A 12,238-nucleotide genomic window follows, 5' to 3' on the forward strand; every position below is an offset into this window, starting at 1 on the left:
AATCAGCGTACGCGACGTGAGTTGTGGCAAGCAAACAAGGGTCCCCCTGCCCGCGTGGCTACTCTGACATGATGCCCGAAGATCATCCCGATGTGCACGCCGTGCGCGAAACCGTGACCGCACAGGGATCGGATTCGGCCGGTGCGGACCGCCATGCGCAGGCCAATGCCCTGCTCGGCACGGTCGCCGTCACTCGCGCCGAGGTGAACTCCGCCGCGAGCCAGCGGGCGAGCCGGCGGTGGTGGGACGCCGACGCCGCGCAATACCACGACACCCATGCCGAGTTCCTCGGCGTCGATTCCCCGGACGGCGAATTCATCTGGTGTCCGGAAGGGCTGCACGAGGGCGACTGGCATTTGCTCGGCGACATCACCGATAAGCGGATATTGGAAATCGGCTGCGGCTCCGCCCCGTGCTCGCGGTGGCTGGCGGCAAATGGCGCGCAACCCGTCGGCCTGGACCTGTCCGCCGGAATGTTGCGGCGCGGGCTGGCAGCGATGGCCCGCGGCGGCCCCCGGGTCCCGCTGGTGCAGGCCGGGGCCGAGACACTGCCGTTCGCCGACGCCTCCTTCGACCTGGCGTGCTCGGCCTTCGGCGCGCTGCCCTTCGTCGCCGACTCGGCCCGGGTGATGCGCGAGGTGGCGCGGGTACTGCGCCCCGGCGGCCGCTGGGTCTTCTCCGTCAACCACCCCATGCGCTGGATCTTTCCCGACGATCCCGGGCCGGAGGGGTTGCTCGCCAAGCTCTCCTATTTCGACCGCTCCCCCTACGTGGAAGTAGACGGCAACGGCGACCCCACCTACGTCGAACACCACCGCACCCTCGGCGACCGCGTCCGCGAGATCGTCGCCGCCGACCTCACCCTCATCGACCTCATAGAGCCCGACTGGCCCGAATGGCTCGACCGCGAGTGGGGCCAATGGAGCCCCCTACGCGGCCGGATCTTCCCGGGCACAGCCATTTTCGTCACCGAGAAACCCGCCCGCAAATAACGCGGGCGGGTGGTGGGTTTCCGCTTGTGCGGTCAGCCCTTGGGAATCGGGCGGGTTTCGGCGCCTGCGGAGACGGTTTCGGGAGGTGGGGGGTCGTAGGTGGATGCGCGGCTGGAAGGTAGGGCCGTGGTTTCGTCCGCTGCGCCGGGGAAGCGCTCGTCGGTCTCGGCACGGGGACTGTCGGAGTCGCGGGCGGGGCGGGCGGGGATCGCGGTGGTCTGGTCCGCGGGGAGTTTGGGTTCGGGCGAGGATTCCGGGACGTGCCACGGGTTCTCGGGATGGTCCGGGCGGTGGGCGTCGTCGGGGTCGGTGGACAGCACGGTGGTCTCGGCGGAGTTGTCGGAGGTTCGCAGGCTGCCGAGGGGGATTCCGGCGGGCATGGCGGTGGTTTCGGCGGCGTCGGAGGCGTTGCCGTTCGAGGACGTCGCGGGTCGCGCGTCATCGTCCGGCGGCGTCCAGCCGTTGTCGGTGCGCGCCGAGGCCGTCGCGCGGTCGGTCGCGGGCGGCTGCGAGAAATCCACCGACGGGGGCATGGCCGTCGTCTTGGCGGCGCTGGGGGTCGCGGCGTAGGCGGCAGCGCTGGCCGGGAGGCGGGGAATGCTCCCCGGCGTAGGTGTCGCCGGCGCGGGTGCGGCGGGCTTGCGCGGCGCCTTGCCCAACGCCGAGGCACTCGGGATCGGCGCGGTCTCCGCCGCGCCCGCGGCGGTTCCGGGCGGAGACACCGCCGCCGAGGGCCCCGGTCCGGACGCTCCCGGACCAGACGCCCCCGGACCAGACAGCGACGAACCAGACGGCCCCGGACCGGACGGTGCCGGACCAGACGCCCCCGGACCAGACAGCGACGGACCAGACGGCCCCGGACCGGACGGTGCCGAACCGGACAGCGACGGGCCGGACAGCGATGGGCCGGACGGTGCCGAACCGGACGGTGCCGGGCCGGACGGTGCCGAACCGGACAGTGGTGGCCCGGACAGTGGTGGCCCGGAAGACACCGCAGGCGCCGGCGTCTCCTCCGCGGCGGCCGACAGATCGGCGAAGGCGTCCGGTGTGGCGGGTCCGGTGAACGGCGGCAGGGCCGCGAACCGCGGGTCGATGCGGGCCGTGCGGCTGGCCAGCGAGATCCAGCGGCGGGCCCGGCTGAGCGGATGGTCGGGGAACTGCGAATCCCACTGCGCGTCGTCGGCGACGTTGTAGGGCAGCTTGCCCCGCACCTCGGGCGCGTACGGGTGCGGCCGGAACATGTTCTGGAAGCCGACCTTCGGCACGATCGCGGCCTCCCGCGTACCGGAGCGCCCGGTCTCGCGGCACATGATCTTCAGAATCGCGCTGCAGGTCGCCTTCGGCACCACGATTCCGGCGGTGAAGCCCAGCCCACCTCCGTCCGCGAGCGGAAACTTCTCCAGGCGCAACAGCGCGGGCTGGCCTGCCACGGCGATGGTGTACGCCTCGATGAGACAGCCGAACTCGGCCTGCTGTTCGGTGAGCTTGCGGCGCAGGGCGTCGATATCCTCCAGCGGAGCCGGAAGATCGGGGACGGCATCGACGTAGATGAGCGTGACGAGGTCACCGGTCGCCGGATTACCCCATGTGCTCGGATCGAGTTGCTGCAGTCCGCCGGTTTCGAACGCGATAGGCACGCCCACACGTTACCGATTCGACGCATAATCGCACGTCCTTGTGCGTTTTGTGCCCAATACGTGACTTGTTGGTGATCTGTACTGGACAAAACAGTCAGTCGGTCTGTTCTATCCCCGGCGCTTCGGCGCTCGCCCGGCCTGCTCGAGCGCCAGCCGCAGCGCGTACTCGATCTGTGCGTTCACGCTGCGCAGATCATCGGCCGCCCACTTGGCCACGGCCTCGTGGACGGCCGGATCGAGCCGCAGCAGCACCTTCTTCGGCTCGCGCTTGACCATTACGAATACAGCGATCCGGCATTGACGACGGGCTGCGCGGACCGATCCCCGCACAGCACCACCAGCAGGTTGGACACCATCGTCGCCCGGCGTTCCTCGTCGAGGTCGACCATGCCCTCCGCCGTCAGCCGCTCCAGCGCCATGCCGACCATACCGACCGCGCCCTCGACGATACGACTGCGCGCGGCCACCACCTGCGCGGCCTGCTGGCGGACCAGCATGGCCTGGGCGATCTCGGGCGCGTACGCCAGGTGCGTGATGCGGGCCTCGAGAATGTCGATGCCCGCCAGCGCCGTCCGCTCGCTCAGTTCGGTCGTCAACTCCTCGGCGACCTCGGCGCCGTTGCGCAGGCTGGTGCGGGCCGGGTCGTCGGAGTCGTACGGGTGCACCGTGGCCAGGTGCCGGACGGCGGCCTCGGACTGCGTCTGCACGTACTCCTCGTAGTCGTCGACGGCGAAGGCGGACTTGAAGCTGTCCACCACCCGGTAGACGACCACGGCGGCGATCTGGACGGGGTTGCCGTCGGAATCGTTGACCTTCAACGTCTGGGTCTCGAAGTTGCGCACCCGCAACGAGATTCGGCGCTTGCCGGTCAGCGGCACGACCCAGAAGAAGCCCGGGTCGGCGACCGAGCCGATGTAGCGGCCGAAGAACTGCAGCACCTTGGCCTCGTTGGGGCCGACCGTGGTCAGGCCGCTCAGCAGCACCAGCGCGATGCCCGCCACCACGAACCCGGCCACCGCACCGGCGGCGGCACCGGGGTTGCTCCCCTCCGAGGCGGCGCCGGCCGCCGCGATGGCGCCGACCAGGGCACCGCCGCCGATGACGACCAGCACCAGCACCATGAGGAACCCGTTCACCCGGAAAGCCGGACGAAGCTCCATGACATCCTCCCAATATCTAAGTGATATCACGACAATAGCATGGAGCCTGGCCTCAGGACGCCGGAACGATGTTGCGGTTGAGGCGGAACAGGTTGGCGGGATCGTGCTCGGCCTTCAGGGCCGCCAGCCGCTCGTAGGTCTCGGGCCGGTATCCGGTGCGGGTCTGTTCGGCGCCCGCCCACTCCGGCGCGCCGTAGAGGAAGTTGAGGCTGTGCCCGATGGTCCAGGGCGCCAACGCTTTTCCGATGAGCTCGTGCCGATCGCGCACGGCCGTGCCGCCGGACTCGGGTGCGGTGATGAACCGCGCGATGTACTCGGCCTCGCGGTGATCCACGGCGATATCGGCCGCGCTTGGCCGTCGCAGCGCACCGCCGAGGTGGCGGAGCCCGGCCACCACCGGCACCGGCGACTGCGGCCCGGTCGAGTCCAGGAAGGCGGCGGCCGCGTCGGCGGTCAGCTCCGACAGCAGCGCGTTGGTGGCGGCGTAGGCGTGCGGGAAGTCCGGATCCCGGTAGATGCCGTGGGTTTGCGCGTAGGGCATCGGGCGCAGGTCGTCGGCGAGGCGGGGGCCGATCTCGCGCAGCGGCGCGACCAGCCGTTCCCCGTCGGCCGCCGGGCCGGTGTAGGCGACGTTGACGGTCGCGAGGTAGCGGCCGCGGATCGGTTCCGGCACGGCGGGAACGTCGGGCATGGTCATGATCGTGATCGCCGAGGTCATCTCCTCGGGCAGGTCCTGGGTCCACAGCCGCCAGCCCTCCAGCGCCGGTTCGACCAAGTGCGTGTCGAAGACCAGCTGACCGCCGTAGACGGTGGTGACCGGCACCAGCTCGATCTCCAGCGCCGTGACGACACCGAAGTTTCCGACGCCACCCAGCACCGCGCCGAACAGCGGATCGCCGGGTGTGAGGCGGCGCAACCGGCCGTCGGCCGTGACCATCTCGATCGCCCGCACGTGATCGGCGGCGTAGCCGAAGGTGCGCCCCAGAATGCCCAGACCACCGCCCAGGTGGTAGCCGATCACGCCGACCGACAGCGACGAGCCGTTCAGCGGGGCCAGCCCGTGCGCCACGGCGGCGTCGATCAGCGCACCGGCCTGCACCCCGGCCGCCACCCGCGCGGTGCGGGCCGCGGCGTCGACGGAGACGGCGGTCATCCGGCGGGTACTGATCAGCACGCCGCCCTCGGCGGCCACCGACAGGCCGTGGCCGGTCGCCTGTACCGCGATCGGAAGGTCGTGGCGCGCAGCGTATTCCACTGCGGCACGGACGTCCTCGGCGTGCGCGGCGCCGACGACGACGCCCGGGCGGTGGGTGTAGGCGGTCTGGAATCCGGCGATCTCGGCGTCGTATCCGGCGTCGCCGGGGCGGAAGACGGGGCCGGTGAGGGTGGGGAGATCCGTGTTCGTCATGTCATCGACGATGCCGCCGCGGCGGTGAGAAGTGAAACAGATAGATCTTCTGCTAACTAGAATCGTCAGTTATGGAGCTTCGGCAGTTGCGCTACTTCGTCACCGTGGTCGAGGAAGCCGGCTTCACCCGCGCCGCGGCACGGTTGCATCTGGCTCAGCCGGGGTTGTCCGCGCAGATCCGGCAGCTGGAACGGGAACTCGGCCAGCAACTGCTCGACCGGTCCGGGCGCACGGTGACCCCGACCGCGGCCGGTGCGGCCGTGCTGCCGCACGCGCGTTCCGCACTCGCCGCCGCCGAGCGGGTCCGGCACACCGCCGACGAGTTCACCGGGCTGCTGCGCGGGCACATCCGCCTGGGCACCATCTCCGGCGCGGCCACCGAGGAATTCGATCTCGCGGCGATCCTGGCCGACTTCCACGACGACCATCCGCAGGTCGAGATCACCCTCACCGAAACCAGTTCCGATCTGATGCTGGACGAGCTGGAACGCGGCGCGCTGGACATCGCACTGGTGGGACTCACCGGCGCGGACCTCGATCCCCGCGTCGGCCGCGAGGTCGTGCTCGAAACCACCCTCGTCGCGGCGGTCGCCGCACATGAGCCGGACCCGCCGGATGCCTTGCCGCTGCACGCCCTGCGCGACCGCCCGCTGATCTGCCTGGTGCGCGGCACCGGCATCCGTGGCGTACTCGAACGCGGTTGCGCCGCAGCGGGGTTCACACCGAATGTGGCTTTCGAGGCCGCCGCTCCCCCGCTACTGCTGCGACTGGCCGCCCGGGGCTTGGGCACGGCCGTGGTGCCCGCGCTCACGCCCGAGGAGGCCGCCGCCTTCGGCGTGCGCACGATCCCGATCGTCGAACCCGAGCTGCGCGGGCAGCTCGCGCTCGCATGGCGCACCGACCGGCTGACCGCCCCCGCCGCGAAAGTCCTCCTGGGCCAACTGCGTATCGCCTTGGCGCGACGCAAGGAACGCCCCACCGGCCGCGACTGACCGGCGCCGGCGCGACCGCCTCAGCGCAGGCCGAGCACGGACCGCAGGCCGCCGTCCCGGACGGCTTGCACGGCGACCAGGCCCAGCAGCACCACCCCGGTGACGATGTGCTCGATCGCGTCCATGTGGTGATGCGGGAAGCTGAGCATCAGGACGTGGTCGGAGAACAACGCCCAGAAACCGACGCCGAATCCGCCACCGAGCGCGGCGATCACGCAGTACCACGCCGCCCAGGGTTTGCGCAGCGCCGCGACCAGCGCCGGACCGAACAGCAGCAGACCAGCGACGGCGTGCCAGCCGTTGTAGTCCATGCCGAGCACCGGCGTCGCGGGCGCGTGCTCACCGACCGCGAAGCTGGGTTCGGCGATCCACCCCGCGATCGCCCACGCGATGTGCGCCACCCCGACGACGAACACCGCCCATTGCAGAAAACTCCACCGCGCCAACGTATTCCGGCGCTCGGTCGATAGTTGCGCGTTCACGACGTCCTCCACCCACTCGCCGATATCTACTACACAATGTAGTTGAATACCGGCGGCGGCGGAAGAGGTCAGAGGATACGGGACAGGAACGCCTGGGTGCGCTCGTGCCGGGGGGTCGCCAGCAGCTCGCGCGGCGGCCCCGACTCCACCACCACCCCGCCGTCCATGAACACCAGGTGGTCGGCGACCTCGCGGGCGAATCCCATCTCGTGGGTCACCACCACCATGGTCATGCCGGAGGCGGCCAGCTCGCGCATGACACCGAGCACCTCGCCCACCAGCTCGGGATCCAGCGCCGAGGTCGGCTCGTCGAACAGCATCAGCTTCGGATCCATCGCCAGCGCGCGGGCGATGGCCACCCGCTGCTGCTGTCCGCCCGAGAGCTGCGCCGGATAGGCGTCGGCCTTCTCCGCCAGACCGACCCGGTCCAACAGTTCCCGCGCCCGGCTCACGGCGTCGGCCTTGCGGATCCGCTTCACCCGGGTCGGCGCCTCGATGATGTTCTCCAGCGCGGTGCGGTGCGGGAACAGGTTGAAATGCTGGAACACCATGCCGATGTCGCGGCGCTGACGAGCCGCTTCACGGGGATGCAATTCGTAGAGCCGCCCGCCCTTCTCCCGGTAGCCGACCAGCTCCCCGTCGACATACAGCCGCCCGGCATCGACCTGCTCGAGATGATTGATGCAGCGCAGGAACGTCGACTTGCCCGACCCGGACGGCCCGACCAGGCACATCACCTCCCCGCGCGCCACCTCCAGCGAGATGCCCTTGAGCACCTGCAGCGCGCCGAAGTTCTTGTGCACCTGCTGGGCGCGGATCATCGGGGCGGAATCGGTTGCGGCAGAGCTCATTTGCCCACCTCCAGTTGGGCATCGGCCAGTGCCCGCAGCTGTTTCGCCGTCAGCTGGCGGCTGGCTCCGCGCGCGTAGTACCGCTCCAGATAGTGCTGCCCGATCATCAGGATGCTGGTGATCACCAGGTACCAGGTCGCGGCGACCAGCAGCAGCGGGATGGGCAGCAGGTTGACCGCATAGATGTCGCGGGCCCGGCCGTACAGGTCGGTGGTCAGCGGGATGGCCGCCACCAGCGAGCTGGTCTTCAGCATGCTGATCAGCTCGTTGCCGGTCGGCGGGATGATCACCCGCATCGCCTGCGGCAGCACCGTGCGCCGCATCGTCTGCCCCCACGACATGCCCAGCGCCAGCGATGCCTCCCGCTGCCCCTCACCGACGGAATTGATTCCGGCGCGGACGATTTCGGCCATGTACCCGGCCTCGTTCAGGCCCAGGCCGACCATCGCGAAGATGAACGGCGTCCGCCAGTCCTGGATGTTCATGTGCAGCAGCTGCGGCCCGAACGGGACACCGAGATCGATGACCTTGTACAGCGACGGGAACAGGCCCCAGAACACCAGCTGCACGTACACCGGCGTGCCGCGGAAGATCCACAGGTACACCCACGCCACCGAGCGCAGCACAGGATTGGGCGACAGCCGCATCACCGCCAGCACCACGCCCAGCACCACACCGATGACCATGGCCAGCACGGTCAGCTCCAGCGTGATCAGCACGCCCGCCTCGATGCGGTAATCGAACAGATACTTCCAGTAGATGTCCCAGCGGTAGGCGTGGTTGGTGGCGGCGCCGTAGACGAACAGCCCCAGCAGCACCAGGATGATCGCCGCCGCGATCCACCGGCCGGGATGGCGCAGCGGAACAGCCTTGATCGGTGTCGGGTCGGTGCTCGAAACCGCTACGGCGGCAGCGTCTTCCGGTCCGGATGCCGACATCAGCGCACCGCACCGTTGATGGTGGCCTCGGTGATCGCGCCTTCCTGCACGCCCCAGTTCTCGGCGATCTTGCGGTAGGCGCCGGAATCGATCAGATGCTGCACGGCCTCCCGCAGCACCGGCCCCAGCGGCGCGCCCTTGGGCACCGGCCAGCCGTAGGGCTGCGACTCGAACAGCGGGCCCGCGGCCTCGATCTGGTCCGGGTTCCGCTTGATCGCGTACGCCGTCACCGGGGAGTCCGCCGACATCGCGTCGACCTGGCCGAGCGCCAGCGCCGTCGCGGCCGCGCTCTGCTCGTCGAAGGCCACCATATCGATCTTGGGCTTGCCCGCCGCCTCGCACGCCTTGCTCTTGTTCGGCACGTCCTCGGTCTCCTCGATGGTGGTGCGCTGCACCGCCACCCGCTTGCCGCAGGCGTTGTTCGGGTCGACCGGTTTGCCCGGCTGTTGCGCCCACTGGATGCCCGCGCTGAAGTAGTCGACGAAGTCGACGGTCTGCTCACGCTCCTTGGTGTCGGTCATCGAGGACATGCCCACGTCGTAGGTGCCGGCCTGGATCGAGGGGATGATCTTCTCGAAGTCCGACTCCTGATAGTCGGCGCGCACGCCCAGCACCGACGCCACCGCGTCCATCAGGTCGACGTCGTAGCCGACGATCTTGCCGGAGCCGTCCTTGTACTCGTTGGGCTGATACGGCACGTTCACCCCGACCACCAATGTGCCGGACTGCTTGATCTTGTCGGGCAGCTTCGCGGCGATCGCGTCCACCTTCTCGACCTCGACCTTCTCCGCGGTCGGCGCGGTGTCCTCGGTGTTCCTCGTACAACCGGCCAGCACCAGCGACCCGCCGGCCAGCACAGCCACTGCCCGCAGGGCCAGCCCGCGGGCACCGATCCGAACAGACACAGCAGCCCTCCATGTTCTGGTGGGCGACATCCGGCATTCGCCCGCCGTTCGAAATCTAGGCGATGGGGACCGAACGCGTCGGTCGGTTACCGAAGGTTAATGCGCGGCCGGTGCGGACACCGCCCCACACGCCGAGCCCGCGGACCGGTCATCGGCGGTGCAGGCGGGCGCACACCTGTTCGGTGAATTCGCGGGTGGAGGCCAGGCCGCCCAGGTCCGCGGTGGCGATACCGGCCGCGAACGTCGCCGCCACGGCCCGCTCGACGCGGTCGGCCGCCCGCGACAGCACGACGTCGCCGCGCTGGGAACCCAACCACCGCAACAACATTGCCGCCGACAGCTGCAGTGCGGCCGGGTTGGCGCGGTTGTGCCCGGCCAGCGTGGGCGCCGCGCCGTGCACGGCCTGCGCCATCGCCCGGGTCGCCGAGCAGTTCAGCGAGGCGGCCAGGCCGAGCGACCCGCTCAGCTCGCCCGCCAGATCGGAGAGGATGTCGCCGAACAGGTTCTCCGTCACCAGCACGTCGTAGTCGGCGGGCGCGCGGACCAGATGCGCGGCGGCCGCGTCGACGTGTTCGTCGTCGACCCGCAGCCGCGGGTACTCGCGCGCGACCTCGTAGCAGACGTCGCGGAACAGGCCCATGGTCATCGGCAGCACGTTGGCCTTGTGCACGATGGTCAACCGGCCGCGCCGCGCCGCGGCCGACCGGCAGGCCTCGTGCGCGATCCGCTCGCTGGCCGCCCGGGTCACCACCCCGACCGACAGGGCGATGTCCGCGGTGGGCGCGAACTCCCCGGACCCGGCGGCCATATTGCGGTCGGCGTAGAAGCCCTCGCTGTTCTCCCGGACGATCACCAGGTCGATATCGTCCGCGGCGGCCCGCACTCCCGCGAACGCCCGCACCGGACGGATATTGGCGTACAGGCCGAACCGTTTGCGGATGGCGCCGCCGGGCGGGGCGCCGACGCGATGCTCGGCGGGATAGGAGGCGTTGTCGTGCGGACCGAGGATCCAGGCGTCGAGCTCGTCCAGCGTCCGCACTGTCGACTCCGGCAGCGGTTCGCCGAATTCCGCGATCGCGGTGTGCCCCATGGGCAGCGGAACCCAGTCCACGGCCGGTGCCGCGAGCACGGCCAGCGCCTCGTCGACCACCTCCCGCGCGGCGCGCACCACCTCGGGGCCGATGCCGTCACCCTCGATCAGGCCCAGCCGCAGCTGTCCGTTCGCTCCGCTCACGCTCCCATCCTCGGTCCTGCGATTCGCGGGAAGATCACCGGGGCTCCGGCGTATCTTGTGCCAGGTCATGGTTCAGTCGGTCGAATTGCTGTTGGACGAGGCCGCCGAGTCGGAGATCCGGCGGCAGTGGCGGCTGCTGGCCGAGGCCGGCATACCCAGCCCGTCTCCCGACCATCGACCCCACATCACCATGGCCGTGGCCCGGCAGATCTGGCCGCGCCTGGACCAGGCGCTAGCCGCCCAGGAATTCCGCCCGTTCCCCATCCGCCTCGGCGGCCTGCTGATCTTCGGCGCGCGCAACCCCATCCTGGTCCGCCTGGTGGTCCCCACCGACGCGCTGCTCGCCCTCCAGCGCCGCGTGTTCTCCGTCGTCGACAAGTGCCCCGGCATTCCGGCCAATATCCGACCCGACGCGTGGACCCCTCACGTCACCCTGGCCCGCCGCCTGAAACCCCACCAACTCGGCGAGGCCGTGCACGCGGTGGCAGCCGATCGAGATTTCGCCACTACGGTGGTGGGTATTCGTCGGTGGGACGGCGATCAGCGTCGTGACTGGCCGGTCGCACGCGCAAGCGGAAGATAACGGAGTTGCCCGGCGTTGTATCGGGGCAACCACGAGACGAGAGGATCCCATGGCCACCCAGACCCTGACCGCGCAGAACTTCGATGAGATTGTCACCGGGAACGACGTCGTGCTCGTCGACTTCTGGGCCGACTGGTGCGGCCCGTGCAAGCAGTTCGCACCGACCTTCGAGGCGTCCTCGGACAAGTATCCCGATGTCGTCCACGGCAAGGTGGACACCGAGGCCGAGCAGAGCCTCGCCGCGGCCGCCAACATCCGCTCCATCCCGACCATCATGGCGTTCCGGGAGGGTGTGCTGGTGTTCGCGCAGCCCGGCGCGCTGCCGCCGGACGCCCTCGAGGACCTGGTCACCCAGGTGAAGGCCCTCGATATGGAAGAGGTCCGCAAGCAGCTCGCCGAACAGCAGGCCCAGCAGGAACAGGCCTGACGATCGAGCGCCGCCGCATCGCCTCCGAGCGCCGGAAGCGATGCGGCGCTTCGCTTTTCGAGGTCAGCCGCCGAGTTTGTTGGTGACCGCGATCATGGCGCGGGCGGTGGATTCCGCCCCGTCGGCGGCCATCGCCGCGCCCCAGCCGCGGCGTCCGTTGAACTCGCACTGCACGAACGTGGCGGTGCCGACCTCGGTCCGGCGCTGGTGGAAACGCAGGATCTCGATCGGGTAGCCCTCCTCGTAGAGGGCCGAGGTGAGCGCGGCCACCGGGCTGCCGGCCGACACCACGGTCCGCAGCCGGTCGGCGAACTCGAGTGTCGCGGTGTACTGCGCGCCGTGGCGATGCCCGGCGCGGCTCCACTCGCTGAGCTTCACCGGGCCGGAGTGCTCGCAGTAGCGGTCGAGGAATTCGGCGGGAGACAGTCCCGCGCATTCGGTCCGCAGGCCCTGGGGGGCGGCGGTGAGGATGTCGTGTGCGTCGATAGTGATGGTCATTGAACCAGGTCTTCCCGAAGTCTCGTCGTGTCGCAGGACAGTCGCGTCTGAGCTGAATGTCTGAAATGACAGAGGGGACCAGCGCAAGAAATCTGTATGGCCGCAGCGAGGAGGCCAGTCCGAATCAGACC

At 69.8% G+C, this 12,238-nt stretch carries 14 protein-coding genes; 4 read left to right on the forward strand and 10 right to left on the reverse strand.

What is annotated here, in order from left to right; genetic code table 11:
• Positions 1-71 precede the first annotated feature (71 nt).
• Positions 72-992 (forward strand): class I SAM-dependent methyltransferase, encoded by a 921-nt coding sequence (locus NWFMUON74_RS23025; RefSeq protein ID WP_187683890.1) that lies wholly within the window; start codon positions 72-74, stop codon positions 990-992.
• Between the two features lie 32 nt (positions 993-1,024).
• Here the strand turns inward: NWFMUON74_RS23025 and NWFMUON74_RS23030 are convergent, their stop codons facing one another.
• The 4 genes from NWFMUON74_RS23030 to NWFMUON74_RS23045 form a co-directional block, all read right to left on the reverse strand.
• Positions 1,025-2,629, reverse strand: coding sequence for a prolipoprotein diacylglyceryl transferase (locus NWFMUON74_RS23030; RefSeq protein ID WP_187683891.1), 1,605 nt, complete (start codon positions 2,627-2,629; stop codon positions 1,025-1,027).
• A 108-nt stretch (positions 2,630-2,737) separates the two neighbouring features.
• Positions 2,738-2,905 (reverse strand): type II toxin-antitoxin system antitoxin, encoded by a 168-nt coding sequence (locus NWFMUON74_RS23035; RefSeq protein ID WP_187683892.1) that lies wholly within the window; start codon positions 2,903-2,905, stop codon positions 2,738-2,740.
• Positions 2,905-3,789, reverse strand: a complete 885-nt coding sequence (locus NWFMUON74_RS23040; RefSeq protein WP_187683893.1) for an SPFH domain-containing protein — start codon at positions 3,787-3,789, stop codon at positions 2,905-2,907. Before NWFMUON74_RS23040 ends, NWFMUON74_RS23035 begins: the two co-directional genes overlap by 1 nt.
• Before the next feature lie 52 nt (positions 3,790-3,841).
• Positions 3,842-5,197 (reverse strand): FAD-binding oxidoreductase, encoded by a 1,356-nt coding sequence (locus NWFMUON74_RS23045; protein ID WP_187683894.1) that lies wholly within the window; start codon positions 5,195-5,197, stop codon positions 3,842-3,844.
• 71 nt (positions 5,198-5,268) lie between these two features.
• On the opposite strand from NWFMUON74_RS23045, the gene NWFMUON74_RS23050 reads away from it, so the two are divergent.
• Entirely contained in the window at positions 5,269-6,189 is a 921-nt protein-coding gene (locus NWFMUON74_RS23050; protein WP_187683895.1) for a LysR family transcriptional regulator, read from the forward strand.
• Between the two features lie 20 nt (positions 6,190-6,209).
• Here NWFMUON74_RS23050 and NWFMUON74_RS23055 read toward each other — a convergent pair whose 3' ends face one another.
• The 5 genes from NWFMUON74_RS23055 to NWFMUON74_RS23075 all read right to left on the reverse strand — a co-directional run bounded on the left by NWFMUON74_RS23055 (position 6,210) and on the right by NWFMUON74_RS23075 (position 10,599).
• Positions 6,210-6,671, reverse strand: a complete 462-nt coding sequence (locus NWFMUON74_RS23055) for a DUF4383 domain-containing protein (RefSeq protein WP_232110530.1) — start codon at positions 6,669-6,671, stop codon at positions 6,210-6,212.
• A 68-nt stretch (positions 6,672-6,739) separates the two neighbouring features.
• A complete protein-coding gene (locus tag NWFMUON74_RS23060) occupies positions 6,740-7,492 on the reverse strand; it encodes an amino acid ABC transporter ATP-binding protein (protein WP_187689362.1) in 753 nt (250 codons plus the stop codon).
• A gap of 26 nt (positions 7,493-7,518) precedes the next feature.
• The gene (locus NWFMUON74_RS23065) at positions 7,519-8,460 is read right to left on the reverse strand and encodes an amino acid ABC transporter permease (RefSeq protein ID WP_187683896.1); all 942 of its coding nucleotides are present in this window, start codon (positions 8,458-8,460) and stop codon (positions 7,519-7,521) included.
• Positions 8,460-9,395: an ABC transporter substrate-binding protein gene (locus NWFMUON74_RS23070; RefSeq protein ID WP_187683897.1), complete on the reverse strand. Its 936-nt coding sequence runs from the start codon at positions 9,393-9,395 to the stop codon at positions 8,460-8,462. The genes NWFMUON74_RS23065 and NWFMUON74_RS23070 overlap by 1 nt, the downstream gene beginning before the upstream one ends.
• A 118-nt stretch (positions 9,396-9,513) precedes the next feature.
• A complete protein-coding gene (locus NWFMUON74_RS23075; protein ID WP_232110532.1) occupies positions 9,514-10,599 on the reverse strand; it encodes an isocitrate/isopropylmalate dehydrogenase family protein in 1,086 nt (361 codons plus the stop codon).
• Positions 10,600-10,666: 67 nt separating this feature from the next.
• On the opposite strand from NWFMUON74_RS23075, the gene NWFMUON74_RS23080 reads away from it, so the two are divergent.
• Both NWFMUON74_RS23080 and trxA read left to right on the forward strand, forming a co-directional pair.
• The gene (locus tag NWFMUON74_RS23080) at positions 10,667-11,182 is read left to right on the forward strand and encodes a 2'-5' RNA ligase family protein (protein ID WP_187683899.1); all 516 of its coding nucleotides are present in this window, start codon (positions 10,667-10,669) and stop codon (positions 11,180-11,182) included.
• Positions 11,183-11,231: 49 nt separating this feature from the next.
• A complete protein-coding gene (gene trxA, locus NWFMUON74_RS23085; RefSeq protein WP_187683900.1) occupies positions 11,232-11,609 on the forward strand; it encodes a thioredoxin in 378 nt (125 codons plus the stop codon).
• Positions 11,610-11,672: 63 nt separating this feature from the next.
• On the opposite strand, the gene NWFMUON74_RS23090 is transcribed toward trxA, so the two are convergent.
• Entirely contained in the window at positions 11,673-12,107 is a 435-nt protein-coding gene (locus NWFMUON74_RS23090; RefSeq protein ID WP_187683901.1) for a 2-isopropylmalate synthase, read from the reverse strand.
• Between the last annotated feature and the right edge of the window lie 131 nt (positions 12,108-12,238).

The organism is Nocardia wallacei, assembly GCF_014466955.1.
GTDB lineage: Bacteria > Actinomycetota > Actinomycetes > Mycobacteriales > Mycobacteriaceae > Nocardia > Nocardia wallacei.

What these genes read in the sequence shown, in the direction of transcription:
- NWFMUON74_RS23025 (WP_187683890.1), top strand. Translation starts at nt 72, where the DNA reads ATGCCCGAAGATCATCCCGATGTGCACGCCGTGCGCGAAACCGTGACC.
- NWFMUON74_RS23035 (WP_187683892.1), bottom strand. Translation starts at nt 2,905, where the DNA reads ATGGTCAAGCGCGAGCCGAAGAAGGTGCTGCTGCGGCTCGATCCGGCC.
- NWFMUON74_RS23040 (WP_187683893.1), bottom strand. Translation starts at nt 3,789, where the DNA reads ATGGAGCTTCGTCCGGCTTTCCGGGTGAACGGGTTCCTCATGGTGCTG.
- NWFMUON74_RS23045 (WP_187683894.1), bottom strand. Translation starts at nt 5,197, where the DNA reads ATGACGAACACGGATCTCCCCACCCTCACCGGCCCCGTCTTCCGCCCC.
- NWFMUON74_RS23050 (WP_187683895.1), top strand. Translation starts at nt 5,269, where the DNA reads ATGGAGCTTCGGCAGTTGCGCTACTTCGTCACCGTGGTCGAGGAAGCC.
- NWFMUON74_RS23060 (WP_187689362.1), bottom strand. Translation starts at nt 7,492, where the DNA reads ATGATCCGCGCCCAGCAGGTGCACAAGAACTTCGGCGCGCTGCAGGTG.
- NWFMUON74_RS23065 (WP_187683896.1), bottom strand. Translation starts at nt 8,460, where the DNA reads ATGTCGGCATCCGGACCGGAAGACGCTGCCGCCGTAGCGGTTTCGAGC.
- NWFMUON74_RS23070 (WP_187683897.1), bottom strand. Translation starts at nt 9,395, where the DNA reads ATGTCGCCCACCAGAACATGGAGGGCTGCTGTGTCTGTTCGGATCGGT.
- NWFMUON74_RS23080 (WP_187683899.1), top strand. Translation starts at nt 10,667, where the DNA reads ATGGTTCAGTCGGTCGAATTGCTGTTGGACGAGGCCGCCGAGTCGGAG.
- trxA (WP_187683900.1), top strand. Translation starts at nt 11,232, where the DNA reads ATGGCCACCCAGACCCTGACCGCGCAGAACTTCGATGAGATTGTCACC.
- NWFMUON74_RS23090 (WP_187683901.1), bottom strand. Translation starts at nt 12,107, where the DNA reads ATGACCATCACTATCGACGCACACGACATCCTCACCGCCGCCCCCCAG.